This window comes from Desulfosarcina cetonica JCM 12296, from assembly GCF_001311845.1.
GTDB classification, from domain to species: Bacteria; Desulfobacterota; Desulfobacteria; order Desulfobacterales; family Desulfosarcinaceae; genus Desulfosarcina; species Desulfosarcina cetonica.
Genome location: NZ_BBCC01000016.1, coordinates 1 through 20304 on the forward strand (window position 1 = coordinate 1; position 20304 = coordinate 20304).

Below are 20304 nucleotides of genomic sequence, written 5' to 3' on the forward strand. Positions count from 1 at the left end.
TGCGTTGCCTTCGATATGGGCTTGACAAAACCTGAAAAAGCAATAAATTGAAATTCCTTATGGGAGATATCTCGTAAAGAGCCAATACTCGCAAACCCGACGATAGCTTGCATCTATCCTGCAGACCCGGCAAGCTACTGTGTCCATTATACCGATAACCGGTTAGAGGAAAGGTTGAAAATGGCCCAGAACATCATCATTGTTGGCGGCGTGGCCCTCGGTTCCAAGGCGGCCTGCCGATTCAAAAGGCTGGAACCAAAATCCCACGTTACGATCATTGACCAGGACCGATACATTTCCTACGGCGGTTGCGGCATTCCCTTTTACGTCTCCGGGGATGTCAGCGACGTCAATGATCTGCGCAAGACAAGCTTCCACATGGTTCGTGATGAAGCTTTTTTCCATAACTGCAAAGATATCGATGTGCTCACCCAAACCCGGGTGGAGAAAATCGACCGAGAAAATAAAACGGTTCAGATCCGCCGTATGGACGGCTCAACCGACACCCTGGCCTATGATCAGCTGGTCCTGGGAACCGGCAGCCGGCCCCGCCGTCTCCCCATCCCGGGCATCGATCTGCCGATGGTCTATACCGCGGCCAATCTCAACGATGCCCAGGCGATCAAGGAGGTGGTCACCAAGGGTCAGGTCGAACGGGCCGTCATTATCGGGGGTGGATTCATCGGCCTTGAAATGGCCGAAGCGCTTGCCGACATGTGGGAGGTGGAAACCACCGTTGTCGAATATTGCGACCAGATCATGCCCGGGTTTGTCAGTTCCATGTTCGCCCGCATGGCCCAGCAACAAATGGAGCAGCACGGCGTTCATTTTTATATTTCCGAAGAGGTCAAGGCCATCGAGGGCACGGACACGGTGGAAGCCGTGGTGACCAACAAACGCCGCATCGAAGCGGATCTTGTGATCATGTCCGTAGGTGCCATTCCCAATGTGGATCTGGCACGTGATGCCGGCCTGCAAATCGGCAAAACCGGAGCCATTGTGGTGGATGAATATCTGCGGACGACGGATCCGGTGATCTACGCCGGCGGCGACTGCGCGGAGATCCGTAATCTGGTCAGCGGCCAACCCGCCTATTTCCCCTTGGGCTCCATGGCAAACCGACAGGGCCGGGTAATCGGGACCAATCTTGCCGGCGGTAAGGCCGTATTCAAGGGTGCTGTTGGCTCCTTTGTGGTAAAAACCTTCGAGGCGGCACTGGCCGGCGCCGGTTTGAGCCTGAGCAGTGCGTTGAAGGCCGGCTTCGATGCCGTCAGCGTCCAGGTTGCCCAATTGGACCGTGCTCATTTTTATCCGGGCAAGGCGATGATGCACCTGGAACTGGTCGTGGAAAAAGAGACCCGCCGTGTTCTGGGAATTCAGGGTTTTGGCGACCAGGGCGACGCGGTGGTCGGACGGATCGACACCGTGGCGGCGATCCTTGAGGACCGTCCCACCATCGATCGGATCAGCAATATGGAAGTGGCTTACTCACCACCTTTTTCGTCGGCCATGGATATTCTCAACGCCTTGGGCAATACTGCCGAGAACATGCTCGACGGACGCTACCGTCCCATCAATGCCGAGGAATTCGCCGAGAAATGGTCCTGTAACGGCGACGGCGATGAGTGCCTGATTCTCGATTGCCGGGCAAGGCAGGATGGCGAAGCGTTTGCCCAAAAATACCCAGACCGCTGGATCAATATTCCCCAGGACGAACTGCGGCAGCGCGTCGGCGAAATCCCGCCAGGCAAAAAATTGATTCTGCTCTGCAACACCGGGGTGCGCTCTTATGAAGCCCAACTCAACCTGAAAGAGATGGGCCGGGATGACCCCTTGAGCGTGCAGGGCGGCATCGTCACCCTGAACAAATGTGGCCTGGATCTATAACGCGCCCCCTTAACCGTCTTCAAGGATGCCCCATGACAAACCAGGAAATACCGCAACTGGCGACTTTCATCGAAGAATGGCAGGATACGGAAGAAAAAACAAAGCTGCTTTTTTGCGTTTGAAAACCGCCCTTGAACAAAAAGAAGGTGTCTCGCTCGACTTCATTCCAAGGCCGGGAGTAACCTACTCCCTTCGCGCAACGCATGCCATGCAAAAGGAGAAACCCCTATTTGTCATGGTTGATGTGATTGAGGATGCACCGCGATGGCTGTCGGTCTGTTTTTATGGCGACATGATTTCCGATCCGGAAGACATGGGCGACTTCGTCCCGGAGGGGTTGCTGGGAGAAGATGCCATGTGCTTCGATATTGACCGTTGGGACGACCATTTGATCGCCTATGTGGAATCGCGGATGGACGAAGCCTGGCAGTATGCCGGTACCCCCTAATTCACTCAGGCTATGATTTTAAGCCTATGATAAACGGCGCTTCGCGTCGCTTATCATAGGCTGCCGCCTCATTTGAATACACAAGCCCGCGAACAGCCGGTGCAGCCGGTGGGCCGGTTAAGCCCCACCCTCGAGCGTATAGTAGGCCTGCCCTTGGCAGGCACTGCAAATCGGGCCGCACTTGAGGTTGTAGGACTCTCCGCATTTCTCACAGATACCGGTTTTTTTCCTTGGAAAGACATTGTCCGGCGACACAATGCGAACCTCGCGAACCCCGATCAATTCACTGCGCGCTTCGAAAAACGCCTCCACCAAATCCTCAAAAAGAGGGGACTCACCGATGCGCTGGGCAGGGTTGAACCAGTCGTTGATCAGGGGCCACTTGGGCACCACATCGGCAATCACCCAGGTACGCACACCCTTCATGGTCTCGCGATTGTAGGCGGTCAGGGCAAATTTGCCCCAGTCGTAAACTTTCATCCGCCCGTTGCCGGTGGTGCACGAGGTGAGCACCTGAACGGCATCCGGCAAACAGGTAATGGTTTCAACGGCAACCACCAATTCCGGCGATTCCGGTACTTTCGCAATGGCCGTGTCCAGCATCAGCGATCCGACGATGATGCCCGGCGCCGTGCGCCGTGAAAATCCTCCATGTCATAAACAAATTGATCGAAATCCATTCCGCAAATCATTTTTTTGCTCATCACGCGCTCCTGGTTTTGGGCTTATTCTCGGAACAGGTTAAAAAATCGGCGGTTAAAATGCAAGGTGCTTTCCATCTTTTTTATGCATTTTTCCACGCCGATGCCGATCAATACTTTAATTTCGATCACCATGCAGAACCTTCAGTTTGGCGTCGATCAACTGCTGGTGCGAAAGGCGCAAAAGATGGGATAGCTTATTCATCAGGTAATGCTCATATTGGTCCATTTTACCGTCGACATAGACCACCCGCCAGAGCCTTTCGATCAGCTTTTCCTTTTCCGCATTGCTAAAGTGGTCATTGATCACCCGGGCAAACTGCCACAGATCCACGCTCTCTTTCAGCGCGCGATCGGCTTCGGCGATCAAGGCATCGATATCCTTGCGGGCAAGCCCGTATTTTTGGGTCAGAAGGCCAATCACCTGGGCGGTCTCCTTTTCGCTGAAGGTACCATCGATCCGTCCCATTTCCAGAAAAAGGGCGCCCACCGCCACGAGCAGTTCATGCTCTTGGTCTGCCGTTGCGCCATTGTTTCCGTCGGTTGACCCAACATGGAGCAAATGATTTAATAATTTCATCATTGTATTCACCTCAATCATCGTTTGGTCTATGTGGCATTATAAGCGTATCGGCCGGCTTGTCCAGCCGGAGCCGACTCCCGTGGCAAAATCCTCTCCAGCACCAGAAGGATGGGCGATACCCCGGCAACATTTTTTCAAGGGTGAACGGGTATCGATAATTCCGGATTGCAAAAAAGGCAAAAAACGGATCTAATCCAGAGCAGCTCCAGCGAGAGCACCCAGAAATCAGCCACACGGGATTCATTTTCGCGCCCACCACCCCAACTTCGTATGTAAGGAGGTACCATGGACAGAAAATCGGTCATGGAAATGTTCAACAAGAAAACGCGTATCGGTGCATTGGCCACATCCAACAAAAATGGCGACGTCAACTCGGCGGTGTTCGGATCACCACGGATGATCGATGAAGACACGATCATCATGGCCATTGGTGACAATCGTTCCTTTCAGTACCTTCAGGAAAACCCCAAGGCAAGTTTCATCGTCCTCGAACCTGGGGGATCGCCGGCGGAATGGAAAGGCGCACGGCTGTACCTCGAGGTCGAAACATTTGAACGATACGGCGAGGTGCTGGACTCGTTCCGGGAAGCCATTCGTAAAATGGCCGGCGACAAGTCAGCCAACGCCATCGTTGCCGCCATTCGGTTCAAAATCACCGATGTCAGACCGCTGATTGCCCCGTTGAGCTGACGCGTCTTGGATTGCGGCATAGCGGACGCCGCGTGCATGAAATGGATCGCGATTGGCTTGCGGCCATGTTGTTTTCCACTTTTGCCCGCGACCGAAAAAGCAGGCCGCATATTACCATTTGGTAATTTTCCCGTCAGCTCGTCGCAACCTGAACGGGATATGGTGCGAGGCATTGACAGGCCTAAGCCAGCCTGCCAATGCTGCCTTCTTCCTTGATGGACCGGACCACCGATACTTCGGGGTCCGGTACCTACCTTGGCGGCAGGTATCATTCACCCAGCGAAAGGGCGAAACACCATGTCGGCAAAAAGCGATTACGTTGACCAGATGATTGAGGAAATTCTGACGGACATAACGCTCAAGAACCCCACCCCCAAGGCGAACGATTTGAACGCCGCCCAAATGGATGGTATTTTCAATAGCCTTTTCGAGGATGAGGATGCCACCAGCAAGGCGGTCATGCATAAAATCTGGAGCGAGCTTCAGACGATGCATCTTAAATGATGCGTCAACGATAGCCTTTTCTCATGCGGCGTCCTGCCGCTGGCGCGTGGCGATAGCCATCGCTAACTAATGAGATGGCGCGCATGGAAAGGCGCCGGCAAGAAACTTTTCCTAGGCAAACGTAAAGCGGTTGACCAATTCTTTCAAGTATTCGGACTTTCGATTCATATTTCCGGAACGCGTGTTGACTTGGCCATTTTGTCGCGACATGTGATCAGCCGCTTTATTTACCGTCGTAATCGTTTCAAGGATATTCTCACTGGCGGCGGCGCTATCTGAAACATGGGCCGATGCAGTTTGGATGCTCCTGGAGGCCTGACCAATATTATCCGTAATGCCATGGGTGGACTCGGATTGGGTCTTCATGATCGCTTCAATATTGGAAACGATATCATTAACGCGCGTAATGGTTTGGGATACCTTCTCGATGGTATCCACGGTGCTGCCGGTCGATTGCAGAATATCCTGATTCTTTTGTTTTATCTTTTGGGTTGAATCAGCGGTTTGTTTGGCCAGCGCTTGATCTCATTGGCCACAACGGCAAATCCCTTCCCGGCTTCACCGGCTCGGGCGGACTCGATGGTGGCATTTAACGCCAGCAGATTGGTTTGTTCCGAAATTTCAGCGATGCTTTCGGTGATGGCCTGGATATCGTGCGTCGCCTGGCTCAGCCGGTTCATCATCTCCGTGGCCGTACGGGTCTGCAAGACCGCGTCCTCACTGATTTGATGGGCTTCGGTGGTTCGTTTTACGATACTGGTAATGGCCGTATTCATTTCCTCCGTTGCCGAGGCGACCGTTGCAATGTTGGATGACGCGTCTTCATGGTGAGGGCCACGGAACGCATGCTTGAATTCATCACCGAAGCCGCCTCCGCGGCTGTCTTTGATCGTCTGGACATCTGGTCCGAATCCTCGGACATCTTTCCGGACATGTCGGATAGATCGGAGGAGGATTCACTCAGCATAACCGCATTTTCGGCGATGTTCTTGACCATCTCCTGAAGCTTTTCGACGAAGATGTTGAAGGAAATCGCCAGACTTCCGATTTCGTCCGCATGGGCCACTTGGATCCGTGCGGTCAAATCGCCCTCACCTTCGGCAATATCGTGCAATCTGAGATTAATTTTTCTCAGTGGCGCACCGACAAGTTTCTTGACTAAAAAATGCATGGCGACGGCAAGTACCAAAACGATGCCGCATAACGAAAAAGCAGCGCTTTTCAACGCGGTGCTCTTCATGGAGGAGAGGATTCCCGCCGCTTGGGTTTCCGCCGTGGTGATCGCCGCTTTGGAAAAACGAAAATGAACGATGCCCCCAATGTCATCCCGGTTCCAATCGGTATGGCAGCGGATACAGTCGTTGCTGACCCGAAGCGGCTTGTAGATTTCGACATCATCCTGATTCCATTTCAAAAGCATTTCAGGCTTGTCGAAGAGCTGTGTCTTTACGTCTTCAGGGATAGCTGTAGCCAGGAGGCGCCGATCCGTTGAGTGCGTGACCACGCCCTTTCGGTCCTGCAACGAAAATTCCAGCAACCCTTCCAACTGGCGCTGATCTTCCAACAGCCGAGAGAACTTTTCCATCTCCCCTCTCTCGAGGGAACCGGCGACAGCATGGTTTACCGAATAAAAAATATTCTTTGCCGCCCGCTCCTCCCGGTCACGCATCACTTGGAGATTCGCGGCTGAAAAGGCAGAGACCGCATGGGTCATCTTTTTGTATTGAATGATCTGGGCGATGGCGATTACTAAAATGAGCAGTAAAACTTGAAAAAAGATGAGTTTTGTTTGCAGTTTCATTTAGCTATCTCTAGGGGGAAGGAATTTGGCACATTTGGGTTATCGATAAAAGGGAATGCTATTACATTTTCTCATTCATACGATAAAAAGCGAACTTTGCTTCTCGAGCAAAATCCTTTGACGTACAACCAATACATGGGGCTCCGGCGTTAATGCAGCAATTGGTACCGGCATTCCATAGCCGTGTGGTACAATCCGCATGGGTCGTCGGTCCAACGCAACCCAACTTGAAAAGGCAGCCCTCGTCACCATAGTTACGCGCAAACTTCTCGCGTTCATAATCGGCGAATCGGGGGCATTGGTCATGAATCCGGCGGCCATAGAAAACCCGCGGACGATATTGGTCATCCAATTCGGGAATCCCGAATTCAAGCACATGAACCAAGGTGCCCACGATCCAATCCGGGTGTGCGGGGCATCCGGGAATCGATATGATGGGCTTGGCAATCTGATTCGATTCCAGAAATTCCGGGACACCGATGGCACCGGTGGGATTGTTTTCAGCAGCGGGGATGCCACCGCTGGCCGCACAGGTGCCCACCGCGACAATGGCCGTCGCACCTTGAGCGGCCCGCAAGATTTGCGTCGTGACCGGTTCGCCGCCAACCACACAAGCCTCGGGCATTTTCAGGGGCACGCTTCCCTCGACCACCAGAATATACCCGCCCTGGGCAATACTCGTGTTGAGCACCTCCATGCTCACATGGCCCGTGGCTGTCGAGAGCGTGCTATGGAACACCAGCGAGATATACCCGGTCAAAAGATCCGCGGGGGTGGGATGATCTGAATTAAGAAGCGAGACGGAGCATCCGGAACAGCTCTGCGCTTGCAACCATAAAAGTGGCGCATTGCCCTGGGAAAGTTGGCTCAAGGCCTCGGCAACCTTGGGAGCAGCCGCGGGTGACAGGCAAAGCAAGGCAGCCAACCTTGCCCCGGCTTTCATAAATTCTCTACGGGTACAAACGGTCATGCCTTCTCCTTTTCGATGCTAATGCACCGCACAGGCAATACATGGATCAAAAGAACGAACCACCCGCGTGGCCTCGATCGGGTTCTTCTCATCGGCAATCGGGGTCCCGACAAGGGCCTGCTCCACGGCGCCGGGTTGATCCCGGCGGTCCCGCGGTGAACAGTTCCAGGTGGTCGGCACCACACATTGATAACGGTCGACCTTGCCGTTATCGATTTCCAGCCAGTGGCCCAAGGCCCCGCGAGGGGCTTCGGTGATTCCCACGCCCACGGCTTTTGCGGGGATGGTGAAGGCCGAGCAAGAAGGCTCCCCGGGACGTAAGGCGTCAACCCATTCCGCGCAACGATCGGCCACGACCTTGCACTCCAGCGCGCGTGCAGCATGGCGCCCCATCGTGGACATCAAATCACCCGTCGTCAGATTCAATTCACCCAGCAACCGATCTATCAATGGGCGCACGGAAGCGGGCTGATCCCGATGATAGGCGACCAACATCCGCGCCAATGGCCCCACTTCGACAACCTGACCGCCGTACCGCGGAGCCTTCAACCAGGTATAGGCGCCCTCCTTTTTCGGCCAGGGCTTGGTTTCCCCCCGGGTTGGAGCGAGTTCATCCGCCCCTTGATAGAAAGCATGGGTTGGATCCTCGGTAATCAACATCGGATCGAAGTCGCCCAACTGGCCGTTGATGAGGACGCCCGAAGGGAATAGACGGCGATCATCTTGGTTGGATTCAGGGAAGACTCCGTATGCCATGAAATTGGCCGGTCCTCGGCCGATCCGGAAATAATCGGGGAACGCCTTGGCAACCGCGACCACGTCGGGCAGATAATGATGATCGATGAACGCCCTTAACTTGTGTAGCATGGACCGGTAAGCGCCAATATTTTGGGCGGTTACTTTTTCGGTAACCCCTCCGGGAACAAGGCTGGCCACATGGGGCATTTTACCAGAAAAAAGGGCGCCCATTTTCTGGGCCAGCGCCCGCATTTCCAAGGCCTCCAGGTAGTGCCGGATGGCGATCAGATTCAATTCCGTATCCTGGAGATAGGCGCCTTCGTACCGCGGCAGAAACGGGGCGGCCGGATAAAGGGCCTGGGTTTTCCCCTGGGCACGCAACCAGGACTTCAAATCTTGTAAGGCAGGATCTTGCCCCTGGTATTGAGCAATAGCGGCAATATCCACGAAATCGAGTGCGGCCAGATGATAGAAATGAATAATATGAGATTGGATATAATTGGCACCCAAGATCAAATTGCGAAGCAACCGGCCATTTTCAGGCAAGTGGATGCCATAGGCCTGGTCTTGGGCCAGGATTGATGCCATCCCATGGGACACAGGGCATACACCACAAATACGTTGGGTAATCTGTTGGGCATCCAGCGGATTCCGACCTTTAAGGATGACCTCAAACCCACGAAACATCTCACCCTTGCTATGGGCTTGGACGATTTGATGGGACGCCACATCGATACTGATGGACAAATGACCCTCGATGCGGGTAATAGGGTCGATTACGATACCTTTAGACATTGTGACTTCTTCTCGTTTAGCAATTGGGTTATATGCTCATTTGGTGGTTAGGCGAAAAAGTAACAATTGTTGGTAGCGTTATTCGGTCTTTTTCCTCCAAACTGAAGGATGGCACGTGCTTTTTCGTATATCTGCATCATTGCCGCGTTGGGGTGGAACGATCGTCTGGGCCATAGGGATCGTTTTTTTGACACTGGGCGGAAATATCTATTGACAATCTGACCAATTTCGCTTATTTTCTGTTTTTCAAAAATTGATGCGGGGTGGAGCAGTCTGGTAGCTCGTCGGGCTCATAACCCGAAGGTCGTTGGTTCGAATCCAGCCCCCGCTACCATCTGAACAGACGGCTCGAAAGGAACGTTGTCATTGACGGCAACCCTTTCGAGCTTTCTTTTTAGGACCGCATAATTCTTCATAGCTTTATCCTCCGTAGCAATTTTCAGGATTCCAGCCAAATCGCCGTAAAGATCGATGGATAGCTCTTTTCGGCCTTCTTTTGGGGTGAGTACGATTTTTTCGATTAAACCCCTGACATGTTCTTTTGCTTCGCCAGCCTGTCCGCCTTTCAGGGATTTTCGAAGTCCGGTAACGGCCTGTCGATAACGAAGGGCCATAGCCGGATGGATCAAAGGACGGACCTCATGGCTCTCGCTTTCAATTCTTTTTTGCAACTCCTCCTTTCTTTGTGAAATCTGTTCCAGCTCATCTTTGATAAGCTCTGCAGGCACACCATCCTTGATGGCCTGGATGATGTTGGCTTTTTCCTTTTCCAGCTTAGCCAGTTCGGCTTTTTGCCCGGAAATGGCCTTTCTTTGGGTTGCCCTGAGCTGGTTCAGGCTTTTCTGGTATTCCTCGCAAAACACCTGGACCAGCTCGTCACGCATGAGATGCGTCTCAAGGGCTTTTAATACGGCATCTTCCAGGACATCAGCCTTGATCGTGATCTTGTTTGAACAAACGCACGTGCCCTTATTCCTGGAGGTTGAGCACCCATACCTGTCGGTATTGATCTTGGAATAGCCACCGGAACATTGACCGCAGACCAGCAAACCTGAAAGCAGGTATTGAGGGCGCTTTTTTGCGCCAAGAGGGCCGCTTTTTTTATCCAGGGCCTTTTGCCGCGCCTTGGCGGCATCCCATAATTCCTGCGGCACAATGCGAAGCTCCGGCAGCTCTTTCCTGATCCATTCGCTTTCCGGGTTGAACCGGGGCACGCGGCGACCGGTTTCAGGGTTCTTGATGAAGCGCTGACGGTTCCAGACCAGCTCACCGATATATAAATCGTTGTTCAAAATCCCCGTGCCACGCCTGCGATTGCCGTTAATGGTCGATTGCGCCCAGGTCTTGCCGGACGGGCAGGGAATACCTTCTTTATTCAGGCTCGCTGCAATGGCTTTGGGGGATTTGTTCTCATAAGCGTATTCCTTAAAGATGCGCCGGACGATCTTAGCCTGATCTTCGTCAATTTCCCGCTCTCCCCTTACGGCTTCACCGGCTGCATTGAATTTTCGGGCGACCTTATATCCATAGGCCAGACCGCCGCCGGATTTGCCTTTTTCCACCCGACCCCGAAGGCCGCGCCTGGTTTTATCGGCCAAGTCCTTCAGGAACATGGAATTCATGGTCCCTTTAAGGCCGATATGCAGCGATGAAATTTCCCCTTCAGACAGGGTAATGATTTTGATCCCGGCAAATTCCATGCGCTTGTAAATCCCGGCAATGTCCTCCTGGTCGCGGGAAAGCCGGTCGAGCGCTTCAGTGAGCAGGATGTCAAACTCACCATTCAGGGCCGCAGAGAGCAGGGACTGAATACCAGGGCGCATGAGCGATGCGCCGGAAATCCCGGCATCGGTGTAACAATTCACGATCTTCCATTTTTTCGCCGCTGCCATTTCCGAACAGATACGGATTTGATCCTCAATTGAGGAATCACTTTGAAGATCACTGGAATAGCGGGCGTAAATGCTAACGCGTTTCTTCATGAGCACTACCACCTTGATTTCGAATGATTGATTGTCGGTAATCCTCTTCGGCAGCCTGACGTGCCAGAAGTTTGACCAGTTGGATTACAGCTTCATTGGATAATGTCCTAATATGACTCATATTTATGGAAATATCCAACGGTTTTTGAGCGTCATTCGAGATCAAGCCTATATTTGTTTTAGACTTGCTCATAGCGCCACAGTCTTTAAAAGAGACAGCGAGGGCAACTGTGTTGCTCTCGCTGTCAGGTTTGGGCGCATATGAGTTTGTATAATGAGAGCATATGTACGCCATATGAAAAGGGGGCGGCGTACACATACAAACTCATCGTCACAAGAAAAAAGAGCATTCGGGGCAGCTATGCCCAAAGATGCTCTCATACACTCTATAGTAGACTCAAAATGTTTAATAAAAAGTAAATTGCTGCGCTGTAAGCCGCAGAATATATTAGTTTTTGTTAAATTAGTACTTGTGATGTTCGGTTTTCTCATTTTACCTCACCGCTCCAATCACAAGACGCAGCATGAACCAAATGCCCAGAATCGAACCAACCCACCGCGCAGCATCGACGCTGCAAAGCTGCTTTAAAATGGCCGCAACGGCTATCAGGAACAGTCCAAAGCAGGCATGCTCAAGAATACTTGGGCGCAGCCTCGATCCTGATGGGAGGTGCGCTCCTCGGGCCAGGTCCGGTGCGGTATTCTTTGCCGCCATCATGCGCCGCCAGGTCAGGCAGCGATGCCAGGCTTCATCGACCCATAAAGCAGGGCCCACGGGCAGGAATGATAGAGGTAATATTTCCAGATCGGGGCGTAAGGCACTTTCCCGGCCATTACGCCCCAGGCCCCGTAAGCAGCGGCACAAAGTAGCAGGATGTTTATCCAGGCGCGAAGAAACATCTTTCTAACCTCCCTCAAAAACCCGGTCCAAAACGCCGCCGATATCCAGGCCCTTTCTCATGAAATCCACGGGACGGGATAAAGGCCTGTCAGCATAATGAGGATGGATGTCAAAAACAGGCCGACCACCTTTCCCGCGATAGCGCCGATCCAGGAAATACGCAGTCTTGAAACAGGCAACCGGATGAGCATGCGCCAGGATCAGAATTTGCGCCGCCGGATGCATGGTGGTGACTTCATCAGGCGTGATGAGCTTGCGCGTAATCAAGCTGTCCTCACGGCTCAAATATGAGGGGTCAGAAAACAGCTCTGCGCGTTTTTCGGCGCTGCGCTCGGACAGGGATTCAATTGTGGTCACGCCACAAAGCCGGGAGGTGTATTCGGCGGTCATCAGATCAGTGGTCCCGAAAATCTGAATCACGCCGCTATTGGCAATAAAGGTCTGCCAGCGCTTTTCGTAAAGGTCCGCAAGCTGGTTGAAGTCCTGGACGATCATATGGAGCTGCATGCCATATCCGGCCATCAGACCATAGGCCGTCTCGATTGAATCCAAACGGCCTAATGCTGCAGCTTCCTCGATTAAAAAATAAACAGGCGGGTTTGGCTTGGTCTTAAACCGGGTGACAGCGGTAATGGCGATACTGATCAGCATTCGCAGGAAACGGTTATAAGTGTAGAGCCGCCCTGCAGGCAGAACGATGAAGACATCAAGCTTGCCTTGCTCCAGCTCCTCAAAGGAGAAATCCGATTTTGCCAAAGCGCGCTGGATTTTTGGACTTTCAAGGAAGTGGGTATTTTGCTGCGCTGTCGATATAACGCCGGAGCGTTCTTTTTCTGCCTTGTTCAATATTCTGGCTGCTGCCGAGCGCACCGCCTCACTGCGGCTCTGAGCCATGCCCGGATGGACAAGGCGCAATTTGTCATCTTCTCCCTTTTCGAATTTGCCGCTAACCATGGTTTCAAAATCGCGCCTGGAGAGATTGAGCAGCCGTCGCACCTGAGCCAGATCGCGGGATTTCTTATCAGTAGGCAGGAGCACCAAAGGCGTGGCCGCAACGTATTCAGTAAGTCCTGAAATGAACGATCTGGCTTCTTCATCCCAATGGGGTTCCCTGGTGTTGCGATCCCTGACAAGAGCGCTGGCAATGAGCATCGCATCTTCAACAAAATCGTCATTGTCAGGATCAAGCCAGTCCAGCACATTGATGCGAGCCGGGGTCATGCCCAGCCTTGAACAAACCATATCCCAGGGATCGATGATGACCACCTTATGCCCCAGAACATCACGCCGGTAGCGGGCAGCAATTAAGGACAGCTCACCATCCTTGACATCGATGGCCACCAGCGGCCCGCGATGCTCAAGGCAGCGCGGCATGCTTGCGGTGAGGAGTTTGCCGCTCCTGGTCGGGGCCACCGTCAAGAGATGGCGCTGCGTGCTTGACGTGATGGTAAAGCTTGCAGCCTGCCTGTGTTCAGGGAAACCATAGCCCAGAAATATCTTGCCGTTCTCGCCGTAGTGACGGCGTTTAAGATGCGCCTTATCCGCCCATCGCGCCGAGCCGTGAAGGCCCGGATCGCGGGCGTAAATCCGCGCCTGGAGGAGGCTGTTATTTTGTTTTTGCATTACGAACCTCCTTTACAGGGGCGCACCTCAAGGACTTTTTGCGTTCCATAGGCCGTGCTCAAAGAATGGAAATACTGGTTCAGGTTGGCTTTCAGGTCAGTGGTGGATTGCAGGAAGGCATCGGCCAGACCGATCAGGGGGTGTTCGTACTTTTCGCCCAGGAAATAAACAAAGGTCAGGACGTCCTTTTTGGCCGTGAGCAGCTTTTGTTTCATCTCCTCATCAGGCTCTATTTGCCCATCGGTGATGAGGATGACGGCTTTTTGATAATCCCTGAAATAATCCTGCGCGAGGTTCTCATAGGCCCCCAGAAGAGGGGCATATAAATCTGTCCCACCCTCGGCCTTCAAATCATCAAGCTTGAAATCTCCCTTGTTGCAGCTCTGGTAATATTTATTGTGCCAGGCATAGCCGCCATTGAAGCTGGCAAGGGCGCATTGCGCTGAAGGTGGCAAATCTTTTAAGAAAGTTTGAGCGCTATCCTGCACATCTGAAATCACCTCCGCCATAGAGCCGGAGCGATCCAATAACAGGACGAAAGCCATTTTCGGAGCGGCGATATGGACATCCTTATATTCAAAGCAGAGCTTTCGCCCGGATGTCGTGTAAACCGCCAGACTGCCCTTTGGCGGGGATATGAAATTCCCGTTCCCATCCCTGAAATTTGCGATGAGCGTTAACCCGGACGTGCCAGCAGAGGATTTGATGATTTCGGCAACGCCGCCGCTAAAGGCCAAAACAAGGTCGTTCTGGACATCGATGTCAAAGCCTGACGTGATGCGGATACCCTTAGCATCGGTCATTCCCATCTCCGATACCGCCCGGATCAGGACATCTGATGGGATAAACCTTGGGTCAAGCCGCACCTTCAGTGAGATATCTTTCTCAAAATCATAGGGACTGCGAATGATGATCTTTGGGCGTTGCCCGGCAACCTTGGATTTGATGGATATGGAAGCATCCTGGGCCAGGGCCGAAGTCAGGAGAAACAGGCTTAAGGCCGCTGCTATGGCTAATTTCTTCATGGCATTCCTCCCTTAAAGCAGGTTTTTAAGCCTGGAACGGGTCTGCGCCACGCCCAGCAAGGCAAAATCCAGATCGCCGGAATATGAGCGCTTCAGGATTCCAATAGAGGAGAGATAGGCCTTCAGCGGTTCGTCCTGGTCGGGATGGACGCGCATGATTTTTAGGGTGCTCAGACGATCCGCAAAACTGCCAAGAGCAAGGTTTTTCGGGACTTCCTGCGGAACTTTGACCTCAATATGTTTGTCGTCACTTACCTGAAAGGGCACGTTAATACATGGCCCGATCCAGTAGAGCCGGACGCTATCCGGCTGCGTCAGATCGATTGTCGTTTTGATTTGCTCGAAAGCGACCACCAGATCAGAAAACGACGATTCAAAAGTTATGAGGCTTTTGATATAGTCCGCCTGTTCCAAAAGCTGGCGGGAAGTTCCAGACCAGGCAATACGATTAGGCTGGGCACTGAGCAGGATGTGCACTTGTGTGTCTCGCGTGGCCTTTCGTTTTGCCAGTTTCGTGAGCTGCTGCAAGAGGTGCAGGCAGGTCTTGAAACTTTCGTCATGTTGCTCCTTGGTAACAGTGCCGCCGTTCTCGATCAGGAGGAATATGGCTTCATTGCTCTGGGGCGCGTTCACAGATACAGGGCGGTCATTACAGGCAAAGAGGAACGTACACAGGATTAAAGCAATTATTCGTTTCATGAGGGTACACCTCCTTCGGGGGATTTGAGGCGTTTAAAAGCCTGGGCGGTGAACAGCCCTAAAATGATGTTTATGACGGCGATGACGATGCTTACGGCGATGCCCATACCCTTGTTCTCAGCCAGAAAAGCCATCAGGTCGTGGGCCTCGTTTTGAATAAAGATACCGCCGGGCGCGGCCTGTTTGGCGATAAGGCTGTAGAGACTTACGATTTCTACGCTTATCACCAGAGCCAAAACGAGCGCGGCCATGCTGGCGATGATCTGGTTTTGAGCTTCAGCAAGCCATTCACGAGGGTTTTCGAGGATGTTTTGGCGGAAGATTTCCGTCCAAATGAAAAAGGGCGTTCCAACACTAAACGTGGCTAAAATTGCCGATATCAGATGTGCAGCATTCGCATCTTGGTCGATATACCGGAATGCCGTGCCGATGATCGGCAGTTCTGAGAGGTAGGTTTCTTCCATCAGGCCTATACTTTCAGTATAGACACTGAAAAACATCAGCCACATGGCGGCTTTCAGGCAAACGCAAAGCACGGGTGCCAGGATGCGGGAAAAATTTGGTGTTTGGACGTTTTCAAATGGGGATGGTTTATCGAACATAAAGCCTCCTTTCCTGCGAGCGCAGGTCAACTAATCATTTGGTGATTGCTGGTTTAGAGGCTTTGCGCAAAGCTCGCTGTTTGAGAAATTTGTATTACAGCAGATCAATCTTGAAAAGAGCAGATGTTTTTTCTGGTTACGTTTAGTGTCCTAAAAAGTTAACTATCTGTAATTTAAAATTATAATTTTGTATTCTCAGAGCTGAAATTTGACAACCTATTGAAATAGAAGGTATTTATCGAGGTATCTATGCCACGAAAAGAGAGGCCTCAAAAAAATCCATATTGCAAAAGGTCAAAACTAACCAAGAAGCAATTTGAAGATTTGGTTTATTACTATTTTGCAGAGGTGATTGAAAAATTCCCAAGAGACAAAATCCGCTACCTATTCACGATGACTAGTTGGCTAAAGGAAGAAGAGAGAACACAAGATCCACCCACACGCCAAGCTATCAGCAGAAATTTTGATAAGATAGGGCAATATATATGGGACAGTTTTATAGTTGATCTACACCCATCGTTTAAAGAAGAGGATGTATTTGATGATCTTTTAGATTTAATCTATGAGAAAATAACTGCAATCTCTTCATATATAGAGTTTTACAATTCCCTCAACGATTTTCCTTTATACGTAAATTCGGAAAACATAACCGGTTCAATGTTCTTCTACCTGTTATCCAGCAGGTCAAAGGCCATTAGGGGCTACAAAAAAGATAAATTTTATTTGGAGTTCAGCAGAGCATTCTTTATTTGCGCGGCTATTGATACAAATAAAACTAAACTTTCATCAATATATGATGTCCATGTGCTGGATTATCCTTACCCCAAAATTAGAAAAATAAAAAATTTCAATCAGATTAAATCTAATTTCGGATGGTATAGAACTAATCTTGAGTTTCAGAAAATTGACGCCGAATGGCAAAAAAGTAATACCATACGCAGAAAAATTATGGGATTTTCAAAAGGACTTCTTTTGTCCTTTTTAAAGGAGAAGCCTATGTAAATTTATAACGTATACTGTTGCTATCGCCGCTATTTTCTATTTTCTGATTTCTTTTTATAAAACTCTGCGATTTCTTTACTATTTATTGGCTGCTCAACGAGTTCCACCCTCATTTTTTGTTTACGCATTAAAAATTCTTCTCCATTAAGATATTCGTCTCTTAATTTCCAAGTAAAAATTTTCTCGGGGCATTGCATAAGAGAGAACTTAACATCATACCAGCCGATTATTTTATCTTTTACAATATCTTCGATCATAGCATATTCAACCGCTTGATCTTCAGAATAAATTAATACAATATCGTTTTTTTGTCTCTTTTTTCCCTCCGAAGATAAATAAGCATAATGGCTTTTTTTTCTAAATTTTTCTAACTCTTCACTGTTAATATTAATCTCAACTTGCTCTAATCTTGACATTTTACCGCTCGAATTTTTCCATTCATGACCATCAATGAATTTCCTCTTTAGTGTCAAAGTCTGTTTGGGAACCGGATTCATTAAAAATTTCAACGTCAAATTATAGTAGCCAAATTTATCGGCTTTTTTAATTTCATCAACTATGACAAAATGAGTTGGCTGATCGTCAATATATATTAATATTATTTCGTTTTTTTGAGGCAGGTTTTTTCGGGTATGTGAGCTATCAAACATCGCTGTTATACTAACCAACTCAAACCTCATTTCTTTTCCACCTACCGAGAATTCATCGCCTTTCAGATAACAAATACCTCTCCGATCATTGCTCCTCATTAGTGTCACATTCACATGGTATTCATCTGGCTTTAATGCCTTAATAACTTCTTCAATCCGAGCAAATGCAAATGGCTGATCATCATCATAAATCAATATGATATCATTTCTTTTTAACATTTTATCCCCTGCTGTTGAGCTATTAGAATAAGCTTTTGTTTCAAATTCGATTCTGGGATACATCCGTCCGCCTTTTCGAAGGCTTGTAATTGCCTCACCCATCGCCAAGGAAGCTGCAGCAAAAAACCGAGCGTATATTGAAAATCTGTTTTTGCGTTTCCTGGTTGAGAAACCTATTTGAAATTACACAATTTAAATGGTCATTTACCATAACGGTGAGCACAAAAACAATCTTCACAAACGGTAAAACCTCATACGAAAAACTATTTTTCATATAAAACGCAAAATTTAATCAGTATTCATGGACAATAATCGTTTTTCATGCCATAATAAATTACGCAATTGAAATAGGAATTCATAAATATGGCGATATATAATCAAAATTCACAGGTTGCAACTGTTTTTCACGGCTTCCCGGCCTTGGAAGAGGGTGCCCGTTTGACTGGATATTCCGCGCTAATTCAGGCTCATGACCTGAAAGTTCCGCTGCCGGACTATCTCTGTGCTATTGGGACGAAACATAAAAAATACGATTATGAGCGCTGGCATATCTTTACACCGCGCCATAGGCCTGAAGACACACTATATGGGCACTTAACCTTTGCGCTTAAGTATGAGGGCATTGATCTGGCGGTCCTCAATGCATTGTTTCAAGATGTTGAAGCCAGAGATATTGAGAAAATCATCCGCTCAGAGCCTACCGGAATGTATAGCCGCAAATTATGGTTTTTGTGGGAATGGCTACGCGGGCAACACCTTGACATTGAAGATGCACAGGCAGGAAATTTTGTTCCTCTCGTTAACAGCAAGCTACAATATGAAGGGAAATCATATCCGTCTAAACGCCATCGGGTTCGCAACAACTTGCCGGGAACGCACGATTTTTGCCCTTTGATCCGAAAAACAAAAAAGCTTGAGCAATATATAGGCAAGAAACTATCCGAAGCAGCCATAAAAAATATTGGCCAGACCCATCCCGATCTACTGAGCCGCGCTTCGGCTTTTTTGCTGCTTAAGGATTCCAAGGCATCTTACACGATTGAAGGAGAAACCCCGCCTCACAGCCGGATCGAACGATGGGGAAGAATAATTGGCGAAGCGGGCAGCGTAAGCTCAACATTCCTGAACTGGAATATCTGCAAGGAATTGTTATCGCAGATAATCGTTTTATTGAGCCGGGGATACGCATGGAAGGCGGTTTTGTTGGAGAACATGATCGCAGCTCAGGCATGCCAATGCCTGAGCATATTTCGGCCAGGCCGGATGATTTAAAAGCGCTCATGACCGGGTTAATCGAAACATATGAGCTTCTTTGCAAGGATGATTTTGATGCGGTCCTCATAGCGACACTTATCGCTTTTGGTTTTGTATTTATCCATCCTTTTGAAGATGGGAATGGCCGGATTCACCGTTATTTATTTCACCATGTTCTGGCTGAAAATGACTTTGTTCCAAAAGGATTAATATTCCCTGTATCCGCTGTCATTTTGGAACGTATAGATGAATACCGTAAAATACTTGAGCATTTCTCAAAACCGCGCCTCGATCTGATTGAATGGCGACCAACAGAGAATAATAATGTTGAGGTCCTAAACGAAACCATCGATCTATATCGATATTTTGATGCAACAAACCAGGCTGAGTTTTTCTTTGAATGCGTTGAGGAAACTGTAAATAAAACGCTTCCTGATGAGGTGGAATATTTAAAAAAATATGACCTGCTCAATGAATTCATTAAAAACTACATTGATATGCCTGATAACCTTGTTGACTTGCTCATTCGCTTCTTGTCTCAAAATAACGGTAAGCTTTCAAAACGTGGGCAAAAAAAGGAATTTGCAAAACTAACTGACCGTGAAATTCAAGCGATTGAACAAAAATACGAAGAGATTTTCGGATAAAGCCTTCTTGTTGTCGGCTTTGCCCCGGTGACTGACAGTAATCTCAAAGAAACGCAAAGAACGTGCATCTCTCTAAAATACGTGCACATTTTAAAATTAACTGTCAGTAGCGCCACCGCCAGATTTGAACCCCAAACGGCAACGATGGATAGATCGGTTAACGCCGATCTTTTATAAATGATAGGAAATAGTCATTCTAAAAATGCATGAAAATAGCAATTTTTTCTGTTTTTAAAACGGTATATCAAGCTCAGACTCGACATAACAAAACGGCCCGCCTTCTAATCCTACTTCTTTTTTCCAATCCTCATCTTCCATAAGTCTTCAACGGGTTTTGAAAAATTCCGACTATCGGCAGCCACGTCACCAAATTTTGTTTTAATAACAACAGCACCTTTTTCGTTACCTGGGTGAAACATCGTGGGAACTCCTATTCGTTCCCTTTAATATTATCGAAACGTCAACCGAAAAATGACCCCTTGCGACAACCCAATTTTGACCCCCCTGTGATTTAGATGTAAATTTGCCAATAGCCATAAAATCATATGGTTTCTTGAGGAAGAGAGAAGCTGGAGGGAACTTA

At 49.5% G+C, this 20304-nt stretch carries 20 protein-coding genes and 1 tRNA gene; 8 read left to right on the forward strand and 13 right to left on the reverse strand.

The features are described from left to right. The first annotated feature begins 180 nt into the window (after positions 1-180). Together JCM12296_RS05575 and JCM12296_RS47090 are read left to right on the forward strand one after the other, a co-directional pair. Entirely contained in the window at positions 181-1887 is a 1707-nt protein-coding gene (locus JCM12296_RS05575; RefSeq protein ID WP_054690836.1) for an FAD-dependent oxidoreductase, read from the forward strand. Between the two features lie 235 nt (positions 1888-2122). Next, positions 2123-2335, forward strand: a complete 213-nt coding sequence (locus JCM12296_RS47090; RefSeq protein WP_281491932.1) for a hypothetical protein — start codon at positions 2123-2125, stop codon at positions 2333-2335. Positions 2336-2452: 117 nt separating this feature from the next. On the opposite strand, the gene JCM12296_RS05585 is transcribed toward JCM12296_RS47090, so the two are convergent. Beyond that, a complete protein-coding gene (locus JCM12296_RS05585; protein WP_054690837.1) occupies positions 2453-2938 on the reverse strand; it encodes an FmdE family protein in 486 nt (161 codons plus the stop codon). A 216-nt stretch (positions 2939-3154) separates the two neighbouring features. Next, complete coding sequence (locus JCM12296_RS05590; protein WP_054690839.1) at positions 3155-3619, reverse strand: tellurite resistance TerB family protein; 465 nt, start codon at positions 3617-3619, stop codon at positions 3155-3157. A 285-nt stretch (positions 3620-3904) separates the two neighbouring features. Here JCM12296_RS05590 and JCM12296_RS05595 point away from each other — a divergent pair, with 285 nt between their 5' ends. Both JCM12296_RS05595 and JCM12296_RS05600 read left to right on the forward strand, forming a co-directional pair. Continuing rightward, positions 3905-4309 carry a pyridoxamine 5'-phosphate oxidase family protein gene (locus tag JCM12296_RS05595; RefSeq protein WP_054690840.1) on the forward strand — a complete coding sequence of 135 codons (405 nt, stop codon included), beginning with the start codon at positions 3905-3907 and terminating at the stop codon, positions 4307-4309. Between the two features lie 297 nt (positions 4310-4606). Beyond that, a complete protein-coding gene (locus tag JCM12296_RS05600) occupies positions 4607-4813 on the forward strand; it encodes a hypothetical protein (RefSeq protein ID WP_054690842.1) in 207 nt (68 codons plus the stop codon). A gap of 111 nt (positions 4814-4924) precedes the next feature. On the opposite strand, the gene JCM12296_RS43605 is transcribed toward JCM12296_RS05600, so the two are convergent. From JCM12296_RS43605 to JCM12296_RS05625, 5 genes are all read right to left on the reverse strand, one after another. Next, on the reverse strand, positions 4925-5251 hold the full coding sequence (locus JCM12296_RS43605) for a hypothetical protein (RefSeq protein WP_054690844.1): 327 nt from the start codon (positions 5249-5251) through the stop codon (positions 4925-4927). Between the two features lie 41 nt (positions 5252-5292). Then, on the reverse strand, positions 5293-5589 hold the full coding sequence (locus JCM12296_RS47095; RefSeq protein ID WP_054690846.1) for a methyl-accepting chemotaxis protein: 297 nt from the start codon (positions 5587-5589) through the stop codon (positions 5293-5295). Beyond that, positions 5586-6614, reverse strand: coding sequence for a HAMP domain-containing protein (locus JCM12296_RS05615; RefSeq protein WP_054690847.1), 1029 nt, complete (start codon positions 6612-6614; stop codon positions 5586-5588). The genes JCM12296_RS47095 and JCM12296_RS05615 overlap by 4 nt, the downstream gene beginning before the upstream one ends. Before the next feature lie 61 nt (positions 6615-6675). Next, the gene (locus JCM12296_RS05620) at positions 6676-7584 is read right to left on the reverse strand and encodes a hydrogenase small subunit (RefSeq protein ID WP_054690849.1); all 909 of its coding nucleotides are present in this window, start codon (positions 7582-7584) and stop codon (positions 6676-6678) included. Between the two features lie 18 nt (positions 7585-7602). Then, positions 7603-9117, reverse strand: a complete 1515-nt coding sequence (locus JCM12296_RS05625) for a nickel-dependent hydrogenase large subunit (protein ID WP_054690851.1) — start codon at positions 9115-9117, stop codon at positions 7603-7605. A gap of 257 nt (positions 9118-9374) precedes the next feature. On the opposite strand from JCM12296_RS05625, the gene JCM12296_RS05630 reads away from it, so the two are divergent. Further along, positions 9375-9451: transfer RNA gene (locus JCM12296_RS05630), tRNA-Met, on the forward strand. On the opposite strand, the gene JCM12296_RS50220 is transcribed toward JCM12296_RS05630, so the two are convergent. The 5 genes from JCM12296_RS50220 to JCM12296_RS05665 form a co-directional block, all read right to left on the reverse strand. Then, positions 9408-11099 carry a recombinase family protein gene (locus tag JCM12296_RS50220; protein ID WP_083455883.1) on the reverse strand — a complete coding sequence of 564 codons (1692 nt, stop codon included), beginning with the start codon at positions 11097-11099 and terminating at the stop codon, positions 9408-9410. The two genes, JCM12296_RS05630 and JCM12296_RS50220, sit on opposite strands and share 44 nt — an antisense overlap. A 904-nt stretch (positions 11100-12003) precedes the next feature. Continuing rightward, complete coding sequence (locus JCM12296_RS05650) at positions 12004-13623, reverse strand: type IV secretory system conjugative DNA transfer family protein (protein ID WP_054690857.1); 1620 nt, start codon at positions 13621-13623, stop codon at positions 12004-12006. Further along, positions 13623-14648, reverse strand: coding sequence for a vWA domain-containing protein (locus JCM12296_RS05655; protein WP_054690859.1), 1026 nt, complete (start codon positions 14646-14648; stop codon positions 13623-13625). Before JCM12296_RS05655 ends, JCM12296_RS05650 begins: the two co-directional genes overlap by 1 nt. A 12-nt stretch (positions 14649-14660) precedes the next feature. Continuing rightward, entirely contained in the window at positions 14661-15347 is a 687-nt protein-coding gene (locus tag JCM12296_RS05660; protein ID WP_054690860.1) for a hypothetical protein, read from the reverse strand. After that, a complete protein-coding gene (locus tag JCM12296_RS05665; protein ID WP_054690862.1) occupies positions 15344-15949 on the reverse strand; it encodes a hypothetical protein in 606 nt (201 codons plus the stop codon). The genes JCM12296_RS05660 and JCM12296_RS05665 overlap by 4 nt, the downstream gene beginning before the upstream one ends. Before the next feature lie 249 nt (positions 15950-16198). On the opposite strand from JCM12296_RS05665, the gene JCM12296_RS05670 reads away from it, so the two are divergent. Further along, positions 16199-16951: a hypothetical protein gene (locus JCM12296_RS05670; protein ID WP_054690863.1), complete on the forward strand. Its 753-nt coding sequence runs from the start codon at positions 16199-16201 to the stop codon at positions 16949-16951. 29 nt (positions 16952-16980) lie between these two features. On the opposite strand, the gene JCM12296_RS05675 is transcribed toward JCM12296_RS05670, so the two are convergent. Continuing rightward, positions 16981-17883, reverse strand: a complete 903-nt coding sequence (locus JCM12296_RS05675) for a hypothetical protein (RefSeq protein WP_054690865.1) — start codon at positions 17881-17883, stop codon at positions 16981-16983. A gap of 300 nt (positions 17884-18183) precedes the next feature. Here JCM12296_RS05675 and JCM12296_RS41435 point away from each other — a divergent pair, with 300 nt between their 5' ends. Together JCM12296_RS41435 and JCM12296_RS41440 are read left to right on the forward strand one after the other, a co-directional pair. Next, positions 18184-19092 (forward strand): hypothetical protein, encoded by a 909-nt coding sequence (locus JCM12296_RS41435; RefSeq protein ID WP_218187984.1) that lies wholly within the window; start codon positions 18184-18186, stop codon positions 19090-19092. Beyond that, entirely contained in the window at positions 19008-19721 is a 714-nt protein-coding gene (locus JCM12296_RS41440; RefSeq protein WP_218187985.1) for a Fic family protein, read from the forward strand. The genes JCM12296_RS41435 and JCM12296_RS41440 overlap by 85 nt, the downstream gene beginning before the upstream one ends. Positions 19722-20304: the final 583 nt, after the last annotated feature.

Coding starts and splice junctions, on each gene's coding strand:
- JCM12296_RS05575 (WP_054690836.1), top strand. CDS start 181: ATGGCCCAGAACATCATCATTGTTGGCGGCGTGGCCCTCGGTTCCAAG.
- JCM12296_RS47090 (WP_281491932.1), top strand. CDS start 2,123: ATGGTTGATGTGATTGAGGATGCACCGCGATGGCTGTCGGTCTGTTTT.
- JCM12296_RS05585 (WP_054690837.1), bottom strand. CDS start 2,938: ATGCTGGACACGGCCATTGCGAAAGTACCGGAATCGCCGGAATTGGTG.
- JCM12296_RS05590 (WP_054690839.1), bottom strand. CDS start 3,619: ATGATGAAATTATTAAATCATTTGCTCCATGTTGGGTCAACCGACGGA.
- JCM12296_RS05595 (WP_054690840.1), top strand. CDS start 3,905: ATGGACAGAAAATCGGTCATGGAAATGTTCAACAAGAAAACGCGTATC.
- JCM12296_RS05600 (WP_054690842.1), top strand. CDS start 4,607: ATGTCGGCAAAAAGCGATTACGTTGACCAGATGATTGAGGAAATTCTG.
- JCM12296_RS47095 (WP_054690846.1), bottom strand. CDS start 5,589: ATGAATACGGCCATTACCAGTATCGTAAAACGAACCACCGAAGCCCAT.
- JCM12296_RS05615 (WP_054690847.1), bottom strand. CDS start 6,614: ATGAAACTGCAAACAAAACTCATCTTTTTTCAAGTTTTACTGCTCATT.
- JCM12296_RS05620 (WP_054690849.1), bottom strand. CDS start 7,584: ATGACCGTTTGTACCCGTAGAGAATTTATGAAAGCCGGGGCAAGGTTG.
- JCM12296_RS05625 (WP_054690851.1), bottom strand. CDS start 9,117: ATGTCTAAAGGTATCGTAATCGACCCTATTACCCGCATCGAGGGTCAT.
- JCM12296_RS50220 (WP_083455883.1), bottom strand. CDS start 11,099: ATGAAGAAACGCGTTAGCATTTACGCCCGCTATTCCAGTGATCTTCAA.
- JCM12296_RS05650 (WP_054690857.1), bottom strand. CDS start 13,623: ATGCAAAAACAAAATAACAGCCTCCTCCAGGCGCGGATTTACGCCCGC.
- JCM12296_RS05655 (WP_054690859.1), bottom strand. CDS start 14,648: ATGAAGAAATTAGCCATAGCAGCGGCCTTAAGCCTGTTTCTCCTGACT.
- JCM12296_RS05660 (WP_054690860.1), bottom strand. CDS start 15,347: ATGAAACGAATAATTGCTTTAATCCTGTGTACGTTCCTCTTTGCCTGT.
- JCM12296_RS05665 (WP_054690862.1), bottom strand. CDS start 15,949: ATGTTCGATAAACCATCCCCATTTGAAAACGTCCAAACACCAAATTTT.
- JCM12296_RS05670 (WP_054690863.1), top strand. CDS start 16,199: ATGCCACGAAAAGAGAGGCCTCAAAAAAATCCATATTGCAAAAGGTCA.
- JCM12296_RS05675 (WP_054690865.1), bottom strand. CDS start 17,883: ATGTATCCCAGAATCGAATTTGAAACAAAAGCTTATTCTAATAGCTCA.
- JCM12296_RS41435 (WP_218187984.1), top strand. CDS start 18,184: ATGGCGATATATAATCAAAATTCACAGGTTGCAACTGTTTTTCACGGC.
- JCM12296_RS41440 (WP_218187985.1), top strand. CDS start 19,008: ATGGAAGGCGGTTTTGTTGGAGAACATGATCGCAGCTCAGGCATGCCA.